18 protein-coding genes are annotated in these 19,009 nt (G+C 63.4%); 1 reads left to right on the top strand and 17 read right to left on the bottom strand.

The window, feature by feature from the left end; genetic code table 11:
• Positions 1–22: 22 nt before the first annotated feature.
• From paaI to JQ628_RS20025, 13 genes are all read right to left on the bottom strand, one after another.
• A complete protein-coding gene (gene paaI / locus JQ628_RS20085; RefSeq protein WP_212224746.1) occupies positions 23–481 on the bottom strand; it encodes a hydroxyphenylacetyl-CoA thioesterase PaaI in 459 nt (152 codons plus the stop codon).
• Positions 482–589: 108 nt separating this feature from the next.
• Complete coding sequence (gene paaE, locus JQ628_RS20080) at positions 590–1,669, bottom strand: 1,2-phenylacetyl-CoA epoxidase subunit PaaE (protein WP_212224745.1); 1,080 nt, start codon at positions 1,667–1,669, stop codon at positions 590–592.
• Positions 1,670–1,777: 108 nt separating this feature from the next.
• Positions 1,778–2,281, bottom strand: a complete 504-nt coding sequence (paaD, locus tag JQ628_RS20075) for a 1,2-phenylacetyl-CoA epoxidase subunit PaaD (protein ID WP_212224744.1) — start codon at positions 2,279–2,281, stop codon at positions 1,778–1,780.
• Positions 2,275–3,051, bottom strand: coding sequence for a 1,2-phenylacetyl-CoA epoxidase subunit PaaC (gene paaC / locus JQ628_RS20070; protein ID WP_212224743.1), 777 nt, complete (start codon positions 3,049–3,051; stop codon positions 2,275–2,277). Before paaC ends, paaD begins: the two co-directional genes overlap by 7 nt.
• A gap of 132 nt (positions 3,052–3,183) precedes the next feature.
• Positions 3,184–3,471, bottom strand: coding sequence for a 1,2-phenylacetyl-CoA epoxidase subunit PaaB (gene paaB, locus JQ628_RS20065; protein ID WP_212224742.1), 288 nt, complete (start codon positions 3,469–3,471; stop codon positions 3,184–3,186).
• A 68-nt stretch (positions 3,472–3,539) separates the two neighbouring features.
• Positions 3,540–4,532, bottom strand: coding sequence for a 1,2-phenylacetyl-CoA epoxidase subunit PaaA (gene paaA, locus JQ628_RS20060; RefSeq protein WP_212224740.1), 993 nt, complete (start codon positions 4,530–4,532; stop codon positions 3,540–3,542).
• Positions 4,533–4,722: 190 nt separating this feature from the next.
• A complete protein-coding gene (paaX, locus tag JQ628_RS20055) occupies positions 4,723–5,586 on the bottom strand; it encodes a phenylacetic acid degradation operon negative regulatory protein PaaX (protein WP_212224839.1) in 864 nt (287 codons plus the stop codon).
• A gap of 183 nt (positions 5,587–5,769) precedes the next feature.
• Positions 5,770–6,540, bottom strand: coding sequence for an esterase/lipase family protein (locus JQ628_RS20050; RefSeq protein ID WP_212224738.1), 771 nt, complete (start codon positions 6,538–6,540; stop codon positions 5,770–5,772).
• 189 nt (positions 6,541–6,729) lie between these two features.
• A complete protein-coding gene (locus JQ628_RS20045) occupies positions 6,730–8,016 on the bottom strand; it encodes a DUF445 domain-containing protein (RefSeq protein ID WP_212224837.1) in 1,287 nt (428 codons plus the stop codon).
• 253 nt (positions 8,017–8,269) lie between these two features.
• Complete coding sequence (locus tag JQ628_RS20040; RefSeq protein WP_212224737.1) at positions 8,270–8,746, bottom strand: phasin; 477 nt, start codon at positions 8,744–8,746, stop codon at positions 8,270–8,272.
• Between the two features lie 192 nt (positions 8,747–8,938).
• Positions 8,939–9,532: a GNAT family N-acetyltransferase gene (locus JQ628_RS20035; RefSeq protein ID WP_212224736.1), complete on the bottom strand. Its 594-nt coding sequence runs from the start codon at positions 9,530–9,532 to the stop codon at positions 8,939–8,941.
• On the bottom strand, positions 9,529–10,611 hold the full coding sequence (locus JQ628_RS20030; RefSeq protein WP_212224735.1) for an alpha/beta fold hydrolase: 1,083 nt from the start codon (positions 10,609–10,611) through the stop codon (positions 9,529–9,531). Before JQ628_RS20030 ends, JQ628_RS20035 begins: the two co-directional genes overlap by 4 nt.
• The gene (locus tag JQ628_RS20025; protein ID WP_212224734.1) at positions 10,608–10,991 is read right to left on the bottom strand and encodes a hypothetical protein; all 384 of its coding nucleotides are present in this window, start codon (positions 10,989–10,991) and stop codon (positions 10,608–10,610) included. The genes JQ628_RS20030 and JQ628_RS20025 overlap by 4 nt, the downstream gene beginning before the upstream one ends.
• Positions 10,992–11,184: 193 nt before the next feature.
• Here JQ628_RS20025 and JQ628_RS20020 point away from each other — a divergent pair, with 193 nt between their 5' ends.
• Positions 11,185–12,105, top strand: a complete 921-nt coding sequence (locus JQ628_RS20020) for an alpha/beta fold hydrolase (RefSeq protein WP_212224733.1) — start codon at positions 11,185–11,187, stop codon at positions 12,103–12,105.
• A 143-nt stretch (positions 12,106–12,248) separates the two neighbouring features.
• Here the strand turns inward: JQ628_RS20020 and JQ628_RS20015 are convergent, their stop codons facing one another.
• The 4 genes from JQ628_RS20015 to JQ628_RS20000 form a co-directional block, all read right to left on the bottom strand.
• Positions 12,249–12,926: a spermidine synthase gene (locus JQ628_RS20015; RefSeq protein ID WP_212224732.1), complete on the bottom strand. Its 678-nt coding sequence runs from the start codon at positions 12,924–12,926 to the stop codon at positions 12,249–12,251.
• A 112-nt stretch (positions 12,927–13,038) separates the two neighbouring features.
• On the bottom strand, positions 13,039–16,272 hold the full coding sequence (locus tag JQ628_RS20010) for a bifunctional cytochrome P450/NADPH--P450 reductase (protein ID WP_212224730.1): 3,234 nt from the start codon (positions 16,270–16,272) through the stop codon (positions 13,039–13,041).
• A gap of 119 nt (positions 16,273–16,391) precedes the next feature.
• Positions 16,392–17,387, bottom strand: a complete 996-nt coding sequence (locus JQ628_RS20005; RefSeq protein WP_212224729.1) for an alpha/beta fold hydrolase — start codon at positions 17,385–17,387, stop codon at positions 16,392–16,394.
• A gap of 39 nt (positions 17,388–17,426) precedes the next feature.
• Positions 17,427–18,974, bottom strand: coding sequence for a WS/DGAT/MGAT family O-acyltransferase (locus JQ628_RS20000; protein WP_212224728.1), 1,548 nt, complete (start codon positions 18,972–18,974; stop codon positions 17,427–17,429).
• Positions 18,975–19,009 lie beyond the last annotated feature (35 nt).

Genomic DNA, 19,009 nt, shown 5'->3' with positions numbered 1-19,009 from the left:
CTGGATCGTTTTGTTGTTTTTCTTATTTCTTGTTGCCTGCTTCCGTTGGTAGCCATGTCCCGCCGATGGTGCGGGAATGGCCGCGAAATTCCGCGATCACCACGCCGTTGGCGGTGACCTGCACATCGTAGATGCCCGAGCGCCCGCTGCGCGAGACTTCGCGCGCGGTGGCGACCAGCTTGTCGCCAAGCTTGCCCGGCCGGATGAAGGTGATGTCGTTGTGCGCGGCCACCGCGCGGTCGTTGTGGCTATTGCAGGCAAAGGCAAAGGCGGAATCGGCGAGCGTGAAGATGAAGCCGCCATGGGCGATGCGCTGGCCGTTCACCATTTCCGGCCGCACCGTCATGGTCATCGTCGCCTGGCCGGGCCTGATTTCGACAATCTCCATGCCGAGACCGCGGCTGGCGTCGTCCTCCGCCCACATCGCATCGGCGCAGGCACGCGCGAGGTCATCGGGCGAAAGCGTGGCCTTGATGTTCACGGGCGGTCTCCCTGTTATTTTCGCCGTCATTCCGGGATGGTCCGAAGGACCAGACCCGGAATCTCGAGATTCCGGGTTCGATGCTTCGGATCGCTCCGGAATGACGTTTCACACGTGATCGTAATCGACCACGATCTTTTCCGAAACCGGTTTTGCCTGGCAGGTCAGGATAAAGCCCGCCTTCAGCTCCCACGGCTCCAGCGAATAGTTGACGTCCATCGCCGCATCGCCCTCGACCAGTTTGGCGCGGCAGGTCGAGCACATGCCGCCCTTGCAGGCGAACGGCAGGTCCATACCCGCGCGCAATGCGGCGTCCAGAATGGATTCATCCTCGGCGACCGGCACCTCGCGGCGCTTGCCGTCGATGGTCAAGGAAGCCACGGCCTTTGGCGGCGCACCCGGCGGCACGATCTTCTTCGGCCGCGGCTTGCCGCCGAATTCGGACACGAAGCGTTCGACGTGAATCTTCTCCTCGGCAATGCCGATGTCGCGGCAGGTCGCTTCGATATCCTCGCTCATCCCCATGGGGCCACAGATGAAGACGTGATCGACGCTGGCGGCCGGCACCAGCGAGCGCAACAGCACCCTCACCTTTTCGCCATCGAGGCGGCCGTGCAGGATCGGAATGTCCTGCTCCTCACCGGAGATGACATGGAACAGCGAAAGGCGCTGCATGAAGCGGTCCTTCAGCTCTTCCAGGGCTTCCAGGAACATCATGCTTGATGTCGAGCGGTTGCCGTAGAACAGGAAGAACCGGCTGTGCGGCTCGCGGGCGAGCACGCCCTTGACGATCGACAGGATCGGCGTGATGCCGGAGCCCGCAGCAAAACCGACATAGAGCCGCGACTGATCCGGCGCATGCGCGACGCCGAAGCGGCCGGTCGGCGTCATCACGTCGAGTTCGTCGCCGGTTTTCAGTTCATCCGCCGCCCAGCTCGAGAACGCGCCGCCGTCCACCTTCTTGACGGCAATGCGCAGCTCGCCATCGTCGGGGCCGGAGCAGATCGAATAGGAACGGCGGACTTCCTCGCCGTCCATGGTGGTGCGCAAGGTGAGGTATTGGCCGGGGGCGAAGGTGTAGTCGTCGGCGAGTTCCTCGGGGATCGCGAAGGTGAGCGACACGGCGTCGCTGGATTCACGGCGAAGGTCGTTGACGGCCAGACGATGGAAACGGGGCGCGTGGGACATAGGGACTCTCTCAACCGTCATTGCGAGGAGCGAAGCGACGAAGCAATCCAGCTTTTCTTCGTGCGGCAAAGCTGGATTGCTTCGCTTCGCTCGCAATGACGGCTATCATTAGTGACACTTGAAATAGTCGAACGGCTCGCGGCAGCTCTTGCAGCGCCACAGCGCCTTGCAGGAGGTGGAACCGAATTCGGAGAGCACTTCCGTATCCTGCGAGCCGCATTGCGGGCATGCCACCTGCTGCTCGCCGAACAATGCGCGGCGGCCGCTGCCCGCGACCGGCGGGGCGATGCCGTATTCGCGCAGCTTGCGGCGGCCGTCCTCGCTCATCCAGTCGGTGGTCCAGGCCGGCGACAGCACGGTCGTGATCTTCGGCGCGCGGATACCCTCGCGTTCCAGCGCCAGCTCGATCTCGAGCGCTATCATGTTCATGGCGGGGCAGCCGGAATAGGTCGGCGTGATCGCAACCTCCACACGGCCGTCGTGCACCGCAACCTCGCGCAGCACGCCGAGATCGGCGATGGTCAGCACGGGAATCTCGGGATCGACGACCTGTGCCGCCGCGTTCCACGCGCGCTGCCGCAGATCAGTGTCGCTGAGAACCGCGGTCACCATGTCGCCCCCGGGAAGGACCGCTGTAGCGATTGCAGTTCGCTGAGGAGATGGCCGAGATGCTCGCTGTGGCGGCCGCTACGACCGCCCTGCTGCATCCAATTGTTCTTCGGCAGCGCAAGCGTCGCTTCGTTGACGACTGATGTCACGGTCTTCAGCCATTGCGGATGCAGCGTCGCCGGATCGATCGCGATGCCGGCATCGATCAGGCCGCGCTCGCTGTCGTCGACCGCAAACATCTCGCCGGTATAGGCCCAGAGATCGTCGATCGCGCTCTGTGTGCGGGCATGGCTTTCCTCGGTGCCGTCGCCGAGGCGGACGATCCATTCCGAGGAATGCCTGATGTGGTAGGCGCTTTCCTTCTCCGACTTCGCGGCGACCGCGGCCAGCGTTGTATCCTTCGATTTCATCATCGCGCGCCAGTAGAGATCGGCGAAGGCGGCATAGAAGAACTGGCGTACCATGGTGCGGGCGAAATCGCCGTTCGGCTGCTCCAGCAGCAGCAGGTTACGATACTGCACGACGTCGCGGAGGTAGGCGAACTTGTCCTCGTCGTTGTCCTTGCCTTCGACCTTGGCAGCGTAAGTGTAGAGCTCGCGCGCCTGGCCGAGCAGGTCGAGGCCCATATTGGCGAGCGCCATGTCCTCTTCCAGCATCGGCGCGTGGCCGCACCATTCGGACAGGCGATGGCCGAGGATGAGCGCGTCGTCGGCGCGGCGCAGCGTGTAGAGCACCAGCGGCGTTTCGGAAACTTTGATCGAGGCGACGGCCATGTTGGTATCCACTTGCTCCGACCTCATCCTGAGGAGCGCGCAGCGCGTCTCGAAGGATGGCTATATACACTTCCTTTGCCGCCATCCTTCGAGACGCTTGCTGCGCAAGCTCCTCAGGATGAGGGCTGAGGCTCACATATGCCCGACTTCTTCGGGCACGTCGTAGAAGGTCGGGTGGCGGTAGATCTTCGACTCCGCCGGCTCGAACATCATGCCCTTCTCGGTCGGATCGGACGCGGTGATCGCGTTCGACGGGACGACCCAGATCGAGAGGCCCTCGCCGCGGCGGGTGTAGATGTCGCGGGCGGCCTGCAAGGCCAACGTGGCATCGGTCGCGTGCAGCGAGCCGACGTGCTTGTGCGCGAGGCCGTTGCGGCTGCGGATGAAGACTTCCCAGAGCGGAATATTTGGTGTGGCCATCGTGCTCTCTATGTTTTGCGCATGATCTTATCGGAAAACCGGTACCCACTTTTCCGGATCATGCACGCCTACTCGGCGGCCTGCGCCATCTGGCGCGACTTGCGCTTTTCGGCATAGGCCATCGCGGCTTCGCGCACCCAGGCGCCGTCGTCATGCGCCTTGCGGCGCGCGGCGAGACGCTCGCGGTTGCAGGGGCCGTTGCCGGCCAGCACCTGCTTGAACTCTTCCCAGTCGATCGGGCTGTATTCCCAGTTGCCGTTGGCGTTCTGCTTCATGCCGAGGTCGGGAATGGTGAGCCCCAGGAACTGCGCCTGCGGCACGGTGGCATCGACGAATTTCTGGCGCAGTTCGTCGTTGGAGAAGCGCTTGATCTTCCATTTGGTGGAAGTGTCGCTGTGCTGGCTGACCTGGTCGGGCGGGCCGAACATCATCAGCACCGGCCACCACCAGCGATCGAGCGCGTTCTGCGCCATCGCCTTCTGGTCCTCGGTGCCGCGGCACAGCGTCAGCATGATCTCAAAGCCCTGGCGCTGGTGGAAGGATTCTTCCTTGCAAACGCGGATCATCGCGCGGGCATAGGGGCCGTAGGAGCAGCGGCACAGCGGAATCTGATTCATGATGGCGGCGCCATCGACCAGCCAGCCGATCGTGCCGATGTCGGCCCAGGTCAACGTGGGATAGTTGAAGATCGAAGAATACTTTGCCTTACCCGCCAGCATGGCATCGACCAGCTCTTCGCGCGAAGAGCCGAGAGTCTCGGCGGCGGCATAGAGATAAAGCCCGTGGCCGCACTCGTCCTGCACTTTTGCGAGCAGCGCCGCTTTCCGGCGCAGCGTCGGCGCGCGCGTAATCCAGTTGCCTTCGGGCAGCATGCCGACGATTTCGGAATGGGCATGCTGGGAAATCTGCCGGGTCAGCGTCTTGCGGTAGGCGGCGGGCATCCAGTCATTGGGCTCGATGCGCTCGTCGGCATCGATGCGCGCCTGGAACTGCGCGGCGCGCGCGGCATCCTCGACATGGCGGTCGTCATTGTCGGACGAATTGAGCGCCTGCGTATACATGGCCGACCTCCCTGTCTTTGATTGAGATCAAATATATAACAAAAAATTCTACATGCAACAGTTTTCTGTAACATAAAAAGATCGTCATTCCGAGATGCACCCTCTTGGGCGCAGGCCCGGAATCCATAACCACGATCGTGAGTATGGATTCCGGGCTCTCGCTTCGCTCGCCCCGGAATGACGGGCTTGGTTAGTCGCTGAACCTTCGCGAAAGTTCCCTGCCCGCGGCCGGGAGCAGGCCATTTTCGTTGCTTCCATGGCGGTCAAGCCATTGTTCTGACGGAGCCAATACCGCCCGGTAGATCTCGCCGCAGAGGTCGCGTGCCGCCCTGCCCGGCCAGTCCTTCGGGAGCAGCGCTGTCGGCAACAGCGGATCGCGCAGCACGACGCGGCGATAGTAGTGGATCAGGAGGATGCGCGCGGTGAACGCGTCGCCGGGCGATGCATCTTGTTTGCCGAGCCAGACCCGCAGCGGCTCAAAGGTTTTCATAAATTTGAGATAGGCGTCGGCCGTGCGATCGAGCGGCCAGCTCTCGCTGAGCAGACGCCTGCCGCTGTCGTCCTCGGCGGAGACTTCCAGCCGGATCGCACTTTTCGCCTCGTCCGGTACGGGGACCCCAGAGGGCGCGACCCACACGCCCGGCAGCGGGCTGCCGAAGCCGGCGTTCTTCAGCGCCTCGCGTGCGGCATCGCGGTCCCCGCCATTGGCGATCAGCAGCAATTCGAAACGGCCGGTCCAGTCGGAGGCCGGTGCGCCGTAGATGTGCTTTGTCGCGATGTCGAAGGTCAGACGCTCGCGCTGCACGAGCCGATAGAAAGAGTTGCGGCCGACTTTTTCGCGCTCGAACCAGCCGTCGGCGGTAAGCCGCGACATCGCGGTGCGCACCACGGAGCTGTCGATATCAATGGCTTCAAAGAATTGCAGCAGCGTGCCGAGCGCCACCGAGCCGCCGCGCGGCACGATGGCATCGCCGAACAAGGTGATGACGATCGAGCCGGTGCGCGAAGGTTCGCGCTTCAACAGTTCGACGATGCGGGCGACCGGCGGCGGCATGCGGGAAGGCATAGCGCGTTTGCAGGAGTTGCGACAATGTTGGTGAGAGCGGGGCCTGCATCCTTCGAGACGCGGCCAAGAGGCCGCTCCTCAGGATGAGGTCATGGAGCCGTGCAGGGTCTTAGACCCTCATGGTGAGGAGCGCGGCAACGCCGCGCGTCTCGAACCATGCTGGCCCGGAAACTATCGGTTCGGGTCGGGATAGACCAACGCGCGCCAGCCACTGCGGTCAAAGGGGGCCCATTCGCCTTCCTTTTGCGCGAGACGCTCGGCGACCGCGTAGACGACGGCGGGATGGTGGCCCATGCCGCAATGGCTGCTTTCGACTTCGATGCTCTCGGACTGCGACGACGCCTTTTCCATGCAGCCCTGCCAGGCGCAGATGCCGTCGGTGCGGCTGAAGATCGCGGTGGTCGGCACGGGCGGCGCGCCGGCCAGCGATCCGCCGAAGCGCGAATCCTCTTCCTCGGCGCGGCGGCCGCTCGCCATCTCGTAGACGCGCCAGGCATTGGTCGCCTTCGGGCCGGCCGCAAACGGGCTGCCGAGGGTGATTACCTGGCGCACCCGCTCGGGCATCATCTTGGCGAGCTGGCGCGCATAGAGGCCGCCGAGGCTCCAGCCGACCAGCGAAACCTTTCGGCCGTGCGTGTCGTTCAATTCCTGCACGAGATCGACCATCGCGTTCTGCACGCCCGCACGCAGGCCGAGGTTGCGGCCCTGGCGCCAGCCGCTGACGGCATAGCCGCGGGTCTTCAGGAAAGAGCGCAGCGGACGGGTGGAAACGTCTGACGCGACCAGACCGGGCAACACGAGCACCGGATGTCCATCGCCGCGCGGCGCAAGGCTCAGGAGCGGCAGCGCTCCGATGAAGGCGCCGAGCTCGTGAATGGCGCGCCCTTCCAGGAACATCAGGGTTCTTGACGGCGGGCGAAGCGGCTGTGCAGCAACGGACATCGTATCTCCTGTTCGGGCCCGCCCCTGTAAGTCGCGGCAGCCGGCCATTGGGCTCATCAATGACGCAAACGCAGCAGAATCGTTCCGCAACGCAACATTGCTACCCAAAAAGCTATGGAACCGGTTCCGGCGTTTCAAGCGACCACTTCACAAATGGCCGTAATTAATGGGCTTGCCGTGATGAATTAGTCACACGAGCCGGAGCAGGTATTCGAGCGTGTACAGCGCAAGGCCTGCGAGGCCGCCGATCAGCGAGCCGTTGAAGCGGATGTATTGCAGGTCCTTGCCGATATTGATCTCGATCAGCGAGATCAGCTGCGCCATGTTCCAGCTCTTCACCTGATCGGAGATGAAGGTGGAGACACCGCTCTTCTGGTCGGCGATAAAACTCGTCAGCACGGCAACGAGGCCCTGGTTGATCTCGCCCCGCAACTCGGCGTCGCCGGCCAGCGCCTCGCCCGCCTCGACCAGCATCTTTGTCAGATATTGCTGTAGCACCTGCGTCTCGCCGGTGGCGCTGCGCTCGAAGAAGGTGCGCACGTTGGACCAGACATTTTTCGCAAGCGCGCCGAGTTCAGGCCGCGCCAAGAGATCGCGCTTCAACCCGTCGATACGTTTGGCGAAAGCGGGATCGGTGCCGAGCTTGTCGACAAAGGACAGCAGCATCTGGTTGAACTCGGCGCGGAACGGGTGCTTTGGATCGTTGCACACTTCCTCGAAGAACGAGGTGGCCGACGCCACGATCCGATTCACCAGAAACTTGTCGGCACGATAGAGCCTGAGCAGCGTCGGCAGTTCGGCGCGGATTTTTTCGCGAATGACGGACATCGTCTCGGGCGTGGTCAGTGTCTGATGGATCGCGCGAAAAATGTCGTCGAGCAGGTCCTTGTGTTTTCCTTCCTCGACAAAGCCGCGCAAGGTGCCGGCGGCCAGCGGGGCGAGATCAATGGAGACGAGCTGCGAGGTGACGCGGCGGGTGATGAAGGTCATCAGCCCCGAGGTCTCGGTCGCCGACACGGCTTCCGGCAACAGCCGCAGTGCAAAGCGCGCCAGATCCTCGCTCTTCTTGCGATCGCGCAGCCAGTCGGCAATGAACGAGCCGAAATCGACCTGGCGCAGCTTGGCCTCGACCGGCGCAGCCTCGAGGAAATGCACCTCGATGAATTCGCCGAGCTTGTCGGCGATGCGGCGCTGGTTGCTCTGGACGATCGCGGTGTGCGGGATCGGCAATCCCAGCGGCCGCTTGAACAGCGCCACCACCGCGTACCAGTCGGCGAGCCCGCCGATGGTCGCGGCTTCCGCGAAGGCGGCGATGAAGCCGAAGGCGGGATGGATCGGCAGCAACATCCTTGCGGCGATGAAGGACGCGAAGGTCGCGAGCAGCACCGCTGTGGCCAGCAGCTTTACGCGGCGCAGTTCGGATGCGCGTGCGGCGTCGCCGGGGACGTCGAAGGAGAAGGTTGCTGGGGCGTTCATGGCGGCCTTGGTTCGGACGGCATCTTCTACATAGGCGCAGCAGACACCGACGTCATCCTGAGGTGCGCGCATTCTTGCGCGCCTCGAAGGATGGCCGCGGGCACCGGCGCTTGTGGCACATCCTTCGAGGCTCGCGGCTTTGCCGCTCGCACCTCAGGATGACGTCGCGTTGCTGGGTGAGACGCCACACGTCGCCCAAAAAGAAGGCCCGCCAAAGCGGGCCTTCGAATTGCAGTTCAGCGCGAGCGCGTTATCAGGCGGTCTTGCCGTAGACCTTGGCAAAGTTGTCCTGCGCATTCTTGGCGCCGTCGGCGACGAGCTTGCCGAGATATTCAGTGGTGGCCTTGGCGCGCGAGACGAACACTTCGCCGCGGGCGCGGACCAGGTCCGACTGGATCTGGGCGGCTTCGCTCAGCGACTTGGCCGAAGCGAGCTTGTCGATGCCGGCGAAGAACGCTTCCGCGTCCTGATACATCGCCTGCTGGATGTTGCGGCTGATCTTGGCGACCTCGCTGACCGAATTGGCGGCAGCGGTCTCGATCGCGGCGGTCACCTTCTCGGAGCCGGCATAGGCGTCGGCGGCGCGAACCTTGGCGGTCTCGGCCTGCTTCTTCACGAACTCACGGGCGGCTTCCGGAACTTCCAGGTTCTGGAGCTTGGTGAACGCCTCGGTGACGGGCGCGAAGGCTTCCTTGACGGTGTTCAGCACGGAATTGGTTTCGGTGGTCATAGGGGTCTCTCCATCCTCAGGTTTGAGCAACGGGCTCACCCCGTCCGGATTTGGCCCGGGGCGATCTCTATATGACACGGTTAATGGTGCGTCGCAACATTAATGTTGCAGCGCGATATCACGAAACCGTGATCGATGGATTATTAGGCGAATTGCCTGCCGGCCGGGCTGCCGCAGGTCCCGAGCCGGAACTCAGTGCCGAACCGCCCCCGGCACCCCATAGGCTTCCAGTTGCGCCTGGACCTGCGCCACGTTGTGCCCGAGCACGACGATGTCGTGCTTTCGGCCAGAGACGTCCCTGACGTGGTCGCGCAGCAAAGCCTCGGCCTTGAAGCCGAGGCTTTCGAACAGCGTGATTGCCGCGGCCTGGTCGGCCGTCATCTGCACCGAGAGCTTTTCCAGCCCGGCACACAGCGCCAGCGCAAAGGTCTCCTGCGAGAGCGCCCGGCCGACCCCCTGCCCGCGCACCTCCTGCGACACCACCATGCGGATCTCGCCGACATGGGGCGACCAGGAATAGGGATCGCGCACCAGGGTGCCGCAGCCGACCACCCGGCCGTCCTTCATGGCGAGCAGGCTTACGATGTCGCCGCGCTCGATCTCCTTGATCCAGGCCGACAGCACCTTTGGCTGGCTGATATTGCGCGGCAGGAACAGCAGGTCATGGGTCGGCAACCCCTGCGCAAAAGTGAGCACCGCGGCCTCGTCCGCGCGGCCCATCAGGCGGAATTCGATGTCGCCGGCATCGGTATTGATACGGCGGGGGTAGGAACGTGTCTCGGTCATATCGATCTTCCACCTAACCAGGAATCAAGCTTGGGCCACAGCCGCCGGACCGCGTTCGGCCCCGCGACAAGGCTGACGTGACCACCCTTGAGGATCACTTCTTCCTTGTCGGTTGAGCCGATCTTCTGGATCAGGTGCTTGGCCGCATCATAAGGCACGATGTGGTCGTGCTCGGCAACCGCATGCAGGATCGGCACCTTGATCTTGTCGAGCTGAGCCGGGCGGCCGCCCACCGTCATGGCGTCGTTGAACAGCTTGTTGTCCCACATCAGGTCTTTTGTGATGGTGCGGAAATATTCGCCGGCGAGCGGCAGCGTGTCGGTCGCCCAGCGGTCGAACATCCGGTAGGACTTTACGAACTCGTCGTTCCAGATGTTTTCCCACAATTGAATCTGGCTGACCGAGCGCGAGGCCGGCCGCAGCATCTCGAACGATTGCAGGATCAGCTCTGGCGGCATGTTGCCGACGCTGTCGACGAGGCGGTCGACGTCGAAATAGCGGCGGTCGGAGAAATTCGAGAACAGCTTCATCTCGCGGAAATCGATCGGCGTGGTGAAGCAGATCAGATTCTTCATCGGCCCGTCGTGGAAGATCGAACCGTACAGCAGCGACAGCACCCCGCCGAAGCAGTAGCCGATCACGGTGACATCATCGATGCCGGAATCCTCCTGCACGCGGCGGACGGAGTCCGGGATGAAGTCGAGGACGTAGTCCTCCATCCGCAGCGACTTTTCTTCCGGCTTGGGCGCGCTCCAGTCCAGCATGTAGACGTCGTAGCCGCGCTTGAGCAGAAATTCGATAAAACTCTGGCCGGGCACCATGTCGAGGATGTAGCCGCGGTTGGTGGTCGCCATCACGATCAGGATCGGCACGCGGTAGATTTCATCCGTCAGCGGGCGGTAGTGATAGAGATTCATGGTGCCGCGGCTCGCCAGCACGTCCTTGGCCGTCGAGCCCAGCGTCGGGCCGGAGGTCGAAAAATATTCGACGCCTTTGATGCTGCGCTGGATCGCGCGCTGCACCTCGGTCTGGACCCGCTCCGAGACCGCGGCGAAATCGAGGCCCGTCGGCGCGTTCATTTCGGCTCTCCCTCGGAGGGCGGACGCCTCGTGCGCGGCGGCATCGGCGTGCCGAAGGCGTTACCGGCCGGCACGCCCGACGCCTTGCTCATCTGCGTGAGCATCGCCTTGATCTCGTTGAGCTGGCCTTCGATCGATTGCAGACGCTCGGCCATGCCGACCATCTGCGACCGGCTCGGCAGGTTCATGCTGACGAGATATTTTTCCATCAGCTCGCCGAGCTGTTTTTGCGCACCGGCCGCAGCGCCGCCGGCCTGGTTCATCATTTTGGAGAATTCGGGCGACGACATGGCCTGGTTGGCGAAGGAATTAAATCCCTTCTCCATCTCGCCGATCATGTTCTGCCAGATCGCAACGGGATCGTTGCTCTTGTCCGCCATTTGCCCTCCTCCGAATTGGTCCGCGAGTTCCGGCTTGTGCCCTGCCCGCCTCGCTGTTGTTTTTTGCCATACCACACCGTTGCGGCGGGCCGGTCAACATGGGGATGGTTACTGCGGCGCCAGAAAGCCTTCTGCCCCGTCGCAATCCCTGTGATAGAGTTTCCGCCATCGCGATACCACCGGAGAGGCCAACGTGCCGTCATCAGACCATCAGCCGCCGCAAGTGATCCGCGCCAACGGCATCGACCTCTGCTACGAGATTTTTGGCGATGCCAGCGCCGAGCCGATGCTGCTGATCATGGGGCTCGGCGCGCAGATGGTGCTGTGGGACGACGACTTTTGCCGGCAGCTCGCCGCGCGCGGTTTCCGCGTCATCCGCTTCGACAACCGCGACATCGGAAAGTCCCAGAAGATGACGGGCGGCAAACGGCTGACCATGCTCGAGCTGCTGAAGCTGCGCTTTTTGAGGATTCCGGTCGCGGCACCCTACAGGCTGATCGACATGGCCAGGGATACGGTGGGCCTGATGGACTCGCTGAACATCAAGTCGGCGCATCTGGTCGGCGCGTCGATGGGCGGCATGATCGCGCAGGAAGTGACACTCTCATTCCCCGAGCGCGCGCGTTCGCTGACCTCGATCATGTCGACCACAGGCAATCCGAAGGTGCCGCCGCCGACGCGGGAGGCCGCCGCGATGCTGATGGCCCCGCCGCCGACCACGCGGGACGAATATCTCGATCGCTTTGCAAAAACCTGGAAAGTCTTGCGCGTCGGCAGCTTTCCCGAGGACGAGCGGCTCGACCGCTCTCGCGCCGAACGCTGCTACGAGCGCGGGTTAAGTCCGGAAGGCGTCGGTCGGCAGTTGCGCGCGATTCTGGCCTCCGGCAGCCGCAAGCAGCGCCTGGGCGCGGTGAAGACACCGACGCTGGTGATCCACGGCACCGTCGATCCGCTGGTGCGGCCCGAGGGCGGCAAGGATACCGCGGCCTCGATCCCGGGCGCGAAGTTACTGATGATCGACGGCATGGGCCACGCACTTCCCGTGCCGATGTGGCCGCAGGTCATCGACGCGATCGACAAGCACGCACACGGCGCAGTGGCGAAGGCGGCGTAACAACCACACAGCCGTCATCGTCCGGCTTGACCGGACGATCCAGTATTCCAGAGACGTGAGCGATTGATCCGATAGGCCGCGGCGTACTGGGTCCCCCGCTTTCGCGGAGGACGACAGCGGAGATTGATGCGTTTGTCGTAAATCTATGAAGCCTTCACTGCGATCCAGATCACGTGACGGGCGCCGCCGCCCCGCCCGGTCGCGCGCACATTGACTTCGTTGACGTCGAATCCGGCTTGCCGCAGGCGCTTCGTAAACGGCGGATTGGGTCCGGACGACCAGACCGCGAGGACGCCGTGCGGGCGCAGCGCCGTCCAGGCCATTTTCAATCCGGTGGAATCGTAGAGCGCATCATTGGCCTTGCGAGTCAGGCCCTCCGGACCGTTATCGACATCTAGCAGGATCGCGTCGAACGTCCTGGGATGCGAGCGGATCGTTTCGAAGACGTCAGTCTCCGCAATGCTCGTCCGCGGGTCGTTCAGGCTATCGCCAAAGATCTCCGCCATCGGGCCTCTCGCCCAGGCGACCACCGCGGGCACCAGTTCGACAACCTCCACCCGCGCACCGGCATCCAGGACGGCGAGCGCGGCGCGTAGCGTAAAGCCCATGCCCAACCCGCCGATCAGGACGCGTGGCTTCTTGACCGTTTCGATCTTTTTGGCTGCCAACGTTGCAAGCGCAGCTTCGGAGCCGCTCAGGCGGCTGTTCATCAGTTCGTTGGTGCCGAGCTTGATGGAGAACTCGGCGCCACGCCGCATCAGCCGCAATTCTTCATCGCTGCCCGGAATGCGTGCCGTATCGATCTTGACCCACGGAATCATGGGAGGCTTCTAGCACGACTGGTTCGTAGGGTGGGTTAGCGAAGCGTAACCCACCGCCATCACGCCCGAATGGTGGGTTACGCCTTCGGCTAACCCACCCTACAAATCCGAACTAGCCTCCCGCCCAGACGTCGAGTACGTAGCGGTTCTTCGTGCCCATGTCCTCGATCCAGCGCGCGGCGGCGTCCGCATCGGCACTGGTCTTCTCGCGGTAGATCGACATCAGCGTTGCCTTGACGTCGGGCTCCATCTTGCCGCCGTCGCCGCAGACGAAGATGATCGCGCCCCGCTCGATCAAGCTCCAGACCTTGTGCTTTTGAGCGGCGAGCACGTTCTGTACGTAAGTCTTCGGTCCATCCGCGCGGGAGAATGCGGTGTGCAGCTCGCTGATGCCGTCAGTGGCGAACTGCTTCAGCTCGTCGGCGTAGAGAAAATCCTGGTCCGGATGGCGGCAACCGAAGAACAGCATGGCCGGACCGAGTTTGGCGCCACCTGCCTTGCGGGCCGCGCGTTCCTGAAGGAAGCCGCGGAACGGGGCAAGGCCGGTGCCAGGGCCAATCATGATGATCGGCGCCGAGGCATCGTCGGGCAGGCGGAAGCCCGCCTTGGTCTCGCGGATGGTGGCGTGAATGGTGTCGCCGACGCGGCGGCCGGCGAGATAGTTCGAGCAGACGCCCCTGAAGACGCCGCGGCCGGAGCTGGCGGGCGCCTCGACCACGCCGACCGTGGCGCTACAGCGCTGCGCATCGCCCGAGGGCGACGACGAGATCGAGTAATAGCGCGGCGCCAGCAGCGAGAGCATTTCCAGATACGCATGGAACGGCAATTCGCAGGCGGCATGCTCTTCCAGCAGGTCGAACACCGATTTGCGCTTGGCCAGCACCTCGGTGCGGTAGCGCGCGGCGGACTCATCGTCTTCGCCGGTGAGAGCCAGCAGTTTCGGCTTGGTCATCGGGCAGCGGGTGTGCTCCGACATGATCTGGATCTGCTTGCGGGTCGCGATTTGCTGCAACTCGACGAACTCGGTGAGCAGGCGCCCGACCGATACGGCTTCGCCGACCGGCAATTGCGCGCGGCGGCCTTCCGGCACGTTCAATCTGATCTGGTCGGCCGGCAGGAAACCGAAGCGGCGGGCGACGGAATCGACCAGCGCCGGATCGTTGCGCGGGACCACGCTGAGATGGTCGCCGACGCGATAGCTGACGCCGACGGGCAATTGCACTTCGACATGCCGGGTCGAGCGGTCGGAAGGGTTCGCGCCGGTCTTGTTCTGCAACTCGTTGTTGACCAGCACCTTCATCGGCGACACGCCGCCGGTCGCGACGATGGCGTTGACTGTGGTCGGTGCCACCGGCTCGATGCTGTAGAGCGGCTCGTCGTCGGCGCTGCGGCTGAAGCTGCCGTCGAGGCCGAATTCCTTCACCGATGCCGCCGCGGCCTTGGCAAACCAGCTTTCGAACTGGCCGTCGAGATCGCTGCGGGCATCGCCCTCGCCACGTCCATAGACGCTGCGTGCGCCGCGGGCGGCAAGCTGCTCGTCGATCATGCGCGGCACGGATTGATAGGTCGCGGCCCAGTCGCTGTTGCCGCAACCGAACACGGCGTAACGCACTTTTGCAAAGGCGTCCTTCGCCAGGTCGCCGCCGAGCCATTTGACGAACTGGGTGGCATTGTCGGGCGCCGCCCCATTGTAGGAAGCGCAGAAGATCAGCACGCCGCCCTGCTCCGGCAGCTTGCCGACGTAATCGTCGAGCGGCGCGAGCTTTGTCGCAAAGCCGTTGACTTCGGCCAGATCAGCGACGCGGGTGGCAAGCTCCTCGGCCGTGCCGAGGTTCGAGCCGTAGAGCACCAGCAGCGGCGTGTTGTGGCCGGGGCGCGTGCGCGCTGCGCGCGGCGTCGCAGCGGCAGTCGTAGCGACGGGCTTCACGCCGGCGAAAGCGCCGCGGTCCGCATCGGTGCGCGGGCGCACTTTTATCTCAAAACCGTCGGGCTTGATCGTCAGCGTTTCCTTCAGATGCATCTGGTAACGGTTGACGTCGATCAGCTTGAAGCGTTGCAGGATCATGCCGATCGCGAGCGCCGCCTCATGCATCGCAAAGCCGCGGCCGATGCAGGCGCGCTGGCCGTTACCAAACGGCTTCCAGGCATTGATCGGACGTTTCGCTTCGGCCTCGGGCGAGAAATTCTCGGGATCGAACACATCGGGGTTGGGACCCCAGACGCTGGGATCGCGATGCAGCGCCATCACGAGCACGGTGATGAAGGTGCCCTTCTTGAGCTTGTACTTGCCGCCGATGGTCTCGTCCTTCAGCGGCGCGATGCCATAGGCCGGCGCCGGCGGCCACATCCGCAGCGCCTCTTTCAGGATCTGCGTGATGTAGGTGAGCTGCGTCACCTGCTGATAGGTCGGTTTTGCGTTGACGTCGGGTCCGAGCACCCGGTCCACCTCCTCATAGGCCCTCTTGAGGATTTCCGGGTGCTTGAGCAGCGCATAGAGCGTGCAGGATAGCAGTCCGCTGGTGGTCTCGTGGCCCGCGATCAGGAACGTGTTGATCTGGTAGCGGATGTTGACGTCGTCGAGCTGGGTGCCGGTGGTGCGGTCGACACCGGTCATCATGGCTCCCAGCATGTCCTTTTTCGCCGCGGTCGCATCCGTATTCTTGCGGCGCTCGGCGATGATCTCGTCGACCATCTTGTTCATGAAGGCGACGTCGGCGGCGAGGTCGCGGCGGCGCTTCTGCATCCACAGATGCTCCAGCGGCAGTCCGCGCGTCATCATGATGGTCTCGAGCGAGCGCACCAGCGATTCCACGAAGGGGTGATAATCCCTGCGGTAGAACGAATTGAAGCGATAGTCGAAGCCGCAGAGGCCGATGGTATCGAGCGTAAGCGCCGTCATGTCGTGGACGACGTCGATCTCGTCGTCGGCGTTGAGGCGGTCCCACTTCTTGACGAGCTGCTCGGCGATATCGACCATGCTCGGATGGTAAGAGGTCATGGCGCGGTTGCCGAACGGCTGAAGCAGGATGTTGTGCGCCTTGCTCCAGTTCGGCTCATTGGTGTCGGCCGTGAACAGGCCATCGCCGCCGACGGCGCGCACGCGACGCAACGCGCCGCGCACCGCCTTGTCGAAGCGCTTCTCGTCGGACAGTTCCTCGATCAGATCGTGGCCGGAGACGATAACGAGCGGCGCGCCCATCATGTCGAGCCAGTAGATCGGCCCCAGTTCCCTGGCGAGCCGCACCAGATGCTGCACCGGCGCGTTGGAGTCCAGCGACAGCATGTTGCCAACCACGGGTTTGGTCGGCGGCTGCGGGATCGGACTCAGTTTATTGGGTGACGCCATCGCCGTAGTTTCTCCTGCCGTGTCCCTCGCCGTCATTCCGGGGCGGTGCGAAGCATCGAACCCGGAATCTCGAGATTCCGGGTCTGGTCCTTCGGACCATCCCGGAATGACGGGTTATGTTAGCCAAACCGCCTTCTACGCCACTCGATCAGCTTTGCGCTGACCTCTTCCGGCTTTTCCTGTTGCGTCCAATGGCCGCTGTCCCGGACCAGATATTTCTCGAGATCGGGGATGATTTTTTCCATCCCGTCCGCGGCCGACGGCGGCAGCACCGCGTCGTTCTCCGCCATGATCATCAGCGACGGAACACGAACGGTGTGATCGAGACCGGCCGCGCGCTGCCAGTTGCGCGACATGTTGCGGTACCAGTTGATGCCGCCGGTGAAGCCGGTCTTCGTAAAGGTGTCGACGAACACCTTCTTCTCCTCCGCCGACAGAATCGGCGTGCGCGGATCGTGCCTGGCGTCGTAATTCGCGATCATCTGCGGAAATGCCAGATTGACCCGTGGCGAGGCACCGAGGCCGGCAATCGCCTGCTCCGCCGGCGCGCCCTCGGGCCGAGCCACCGGCTTGCGCATGAAGGCATCAAAGGTCTGCTCGACCCGACTGCCAAAGATCCTGTCGGGCTCGCGAGCCGGATCCTGAAACTGGACGATGTACATTTTGTCGCCAAAGCGCTGTCGGAACAACTCGATCGGATCGGCCGACGCGCGATCCATGTGGGGCGTGTTGACGCCGACGATGCCGGCGACGCGATCGATATGCCGCAGCGGCATCTGCCAGACGATGAAGCCACCCCAGTCGTGGCCGACGAAGATCGCTTTCTCGATCTTCAGATGATCGAGCAGTCCGACGAGATCGCCGGTCAGATGCTCGATATCGTAGTCCTCGACCGGCTCGGGCCGGTCGGTCGAGCCATAGCCGCGCTGGTCAGGCGCGATCACGCGGATGCCGGCCTCGCTCAACGCCTTGATCTGGTGGCGCCAGGAGAAGGCCAGCTCCGGCCAGCCGTGACAGAGCACGACCGGCGGGGTGTCGGTCTTCGGCCCCGCTTCGTAGTAGCCCATGCGAATTCCGTTGGTCTGGGCGAACTGGAGCGGCGGCATTTCAATCATCGTGACGATCTCTTTCTTCTCGGGCGAATGGATCGATCTCTATTCCGCCGCACCCTTGATTTCGGCCGGCGGTGGCGCGAACGCAGCTTCCAACGCGTCGAATTCGAGCGGCAGCATGTCGCACAACACCTTTACGTGCGGAATGATGTTGGCGCCTGCGATAAAGCCGAAATCGAGCTGGTCGCGATAACTCTGGACAGTGATGTTGAGCGCGAGCCCGTGGGTCGAGATCGACACCGGGAAGATGTGCAAGAGTTCGGCGCCGGCGGCATAGAGCGTCTGCCGCGGTCCGGGCACGTTGGAGATCGTGACGTTCGCCGCCGGCGGCAGCACGTCGGACAGATTGGTGCGGCTGTACAACAGCGCCATGATCTGCACCACGATCGGCGCACCCAGCATCGAGAGGTTCGACACCTGCGGCATCAGCGCCCGCAGCGGATGCGACATCTCCTTGGACTTGGTCGACTGCGCGATGATCGTTTCCAGCCGCTCTTTGGGATTTTCGATGTTGGTGGCGATCGAGCAGATCATGCCGAACACCTGGTTGTTGGAGTCGGTGTTGCCCTCCTCGCGCAGCGAGATCGGCACCGCGGCGGTCAGCGACTTGTTCGGCAATGCGCCCTGGCTCAGCAGGTAGCGCCGCAGCACGCCGGACGAGAGCGCCAGCACCACGTCGTTGAGCTTGCCGCCGGACGCCTTTGCGACCGCCTTCGCGCGCGGTAGCGAGATCGACACGCCGGCAAAGCTGCGCTCGGACGAAATCGTCTTGTTCAGAATCGTCGGCGGCGAGGCCATGCTGGCAAGGCTATCGCGCGATTTGGGATCGCTGATCTTGCCGACCACTTCGGAGACGCTCTTGAGCAAGGTCGGCACGCTGGCGGCAAACTTCACCGCACTCTCGATCTGGAACATCGCATTGTCGAACAGGATCGAACCGATGTCGCTTTTGCCCGAGCGCGGCAGCTCGATGCTCTTCGGCGCCTTCGCAGCGTCGAACGGCTGGGTCCAGAGCTGCTGGTAGGAATCGATCAGATTGGCCGCGATGTCGCGTGGCTCCTGCGCCACCTTTCGCGCGGCAGGCGGATCGACCTGCCGCGGCACCGGCGAGATGTCGTAGATCATGCTGGTCAGCGCCGCGCCGGCGCCGCCATCGATGCAGGCATGGTGCATCTTGGAGTAAAGCCCGACCTCGTTGTCCTTCATGCCTTCGAAGACATAGAACTCCCAGAGCGGCCGGGCCCGGTTGAGCAGCTTGGCATGGATCCAGCCGACAAGGCTCTCGAGCGTGGCGCGATCGTAGGGCGCGGGCAGGCTGGCGCGGAAGATGTGCCGGTTGATATCGAATTGGTCGTCCTCGACCCAGGACGGATGATCGATGTCGAGCGGCGCCTTTTCCAGTCGCGCTTTCAGGATCGGCGCGATGTGCAGCCGCGAGGCGATCATCGTCTTGAAATCTTCGAAGAAGTTGCCCTTGTAGTCCTCCGGCAGGCGGAAGATCGCCATGCTGCCGACATGCATCGGCGTCTCCGGCGTTTCCAGATAGAGAAACGACGCGTCCAGCGAAGTCAGTTTCTTGGCGTCGGCCATGGGCTCCTCCCGGGGAAGACGGTTTTACGCGGCGC

The organism is Bradyrhizobium lablabi (assembly GCF_018129385.1).
GTDB lineage: Bacteria > Pseudomonadota > Alphaproteobacteria > Rhizobiales > Xanthobacteraceae > Bradyrhizobium > Bradyrhizobium lablabi_C.
Note: the sequence above shows the minus strand (reverse complement) of the source record. Positions and strands in the feature narration are given on the sequence as shown.

Excerpts from the sequence above, each read along its gene's own strand:
- paaE (WP_212224745.1), bottom strand. The coding sequence starts at position 1,669 with ATGTCCCACGCGCCCCGTTTCCATCGTCTGGCCGTCAACGACCTTCGC.
- paaD (WP_212224744.1), bottom strand. The coding sequence starts at position 2,281 with ATGGTGACCGCGGTTCTCAGCGACACTGATCTGCGGCAGCGCGCGTGG.
- paaC (WP_212224743.1), bottom strand. The coding sequence starts at position 3,051 with ATGGCCGTCGCCTCGATCAAAGTTTCCGAAACGCCGCTGGTGCTCTAC.
- paaB (WP_212224742.1), bottom strand. The coding sequence starts at position 3,471 with ATGGCCACACCAAATATTCCGCTCTGGGAAGTCTTCATCCGCAGCCGC.
- paaA (WP_212224740.1), bottom strand. The coding sequence starts at position 4,532 with ATGTATACGCAGGCGCTCAATTCGTCCGACAATGACGACCGCCATGTC.
- paaX (WP_212224839.1), bottom strand. The coding sequence starts at position 5,586 with ATGCCGCCGCCGGTCGCCCGCATCGTCGAACTGTTGAAGCGCGAACCT.
- JQ628_RS20050 (WP_212224738.1), bottom strand. The coding sequence starts at position 6,540 with ATGTCCGTTGCTGCACAGCCGCTTCGCCCGCCGTCAAGAACCCTGATG.
- JQ628_RS20045 (WP_212224837.1), bottom strand. The coding sequence starts at position 8,016 with ATGAACGCCCCAGCAACCTTCTCCTTCGACGTCCCCGGCGACGCCGCA.
- JQ628_RS20040 (WP_212224737.1), bottom strand. The coding sequence starts at position 8,746 with ATGACCACCGAAACCAATTCCGTGCTGAACACCGTCAAGGAAGCCTTC.
- JQ628_RS20035 (WP_212224736.1), bottom strand. The coding sequence starts at position 9,532 with ATGACCGAGACACGTTCCTACCCCCGCCGTATCAATACCGATGCCGGC.
- JQ628_RS20030 (WP_212224735.1), bottom strand. The coding sequence starts at position 10,611 with ATGAACGCGCCGACGGGCCTCGATTTCGCCGCGGTCTCGGAGCGGGTC.
- JQ628_RS20025 (WP_212224734.1), bottom strand. The coding sequence starts at position 10,991 with ATGGCGGACAAGAGCAACGATCCCGTTGCGATCTGGCAGAACATGATC.
- JQ628_RS20015 (WP_212224732.1), bottom strand. The coding sequence starts at position 12,926 with ATGATTCCGTGGGTCAAGATCGATACGGCACGCATTCCGGGCAGCGAT.
- JQ628_RS20010 (WP_212224730.1), bottom strand. The coding sequence starts at position 16,272 with ATGGCGTCACCCAATAAACTGAGTCCGATCCCGCAGCCGCCGACCAAA.
- JQ628_RS20005 (WP_212224729.1), bottom strand. The coding sequence starts at position 17,387 with ATGATTGAAATGCCGCCGCTCCAGTTCGCCCAGACCAACGGAATTCGC.
- JQ628_RS20000 (WP_212224728.1), bottom strand. The coding sequence starts at position 18,974 with ATGGCCGACGCCAAGAAACTGACTTCGCTGGACGCGTCGTTTCTCTAT.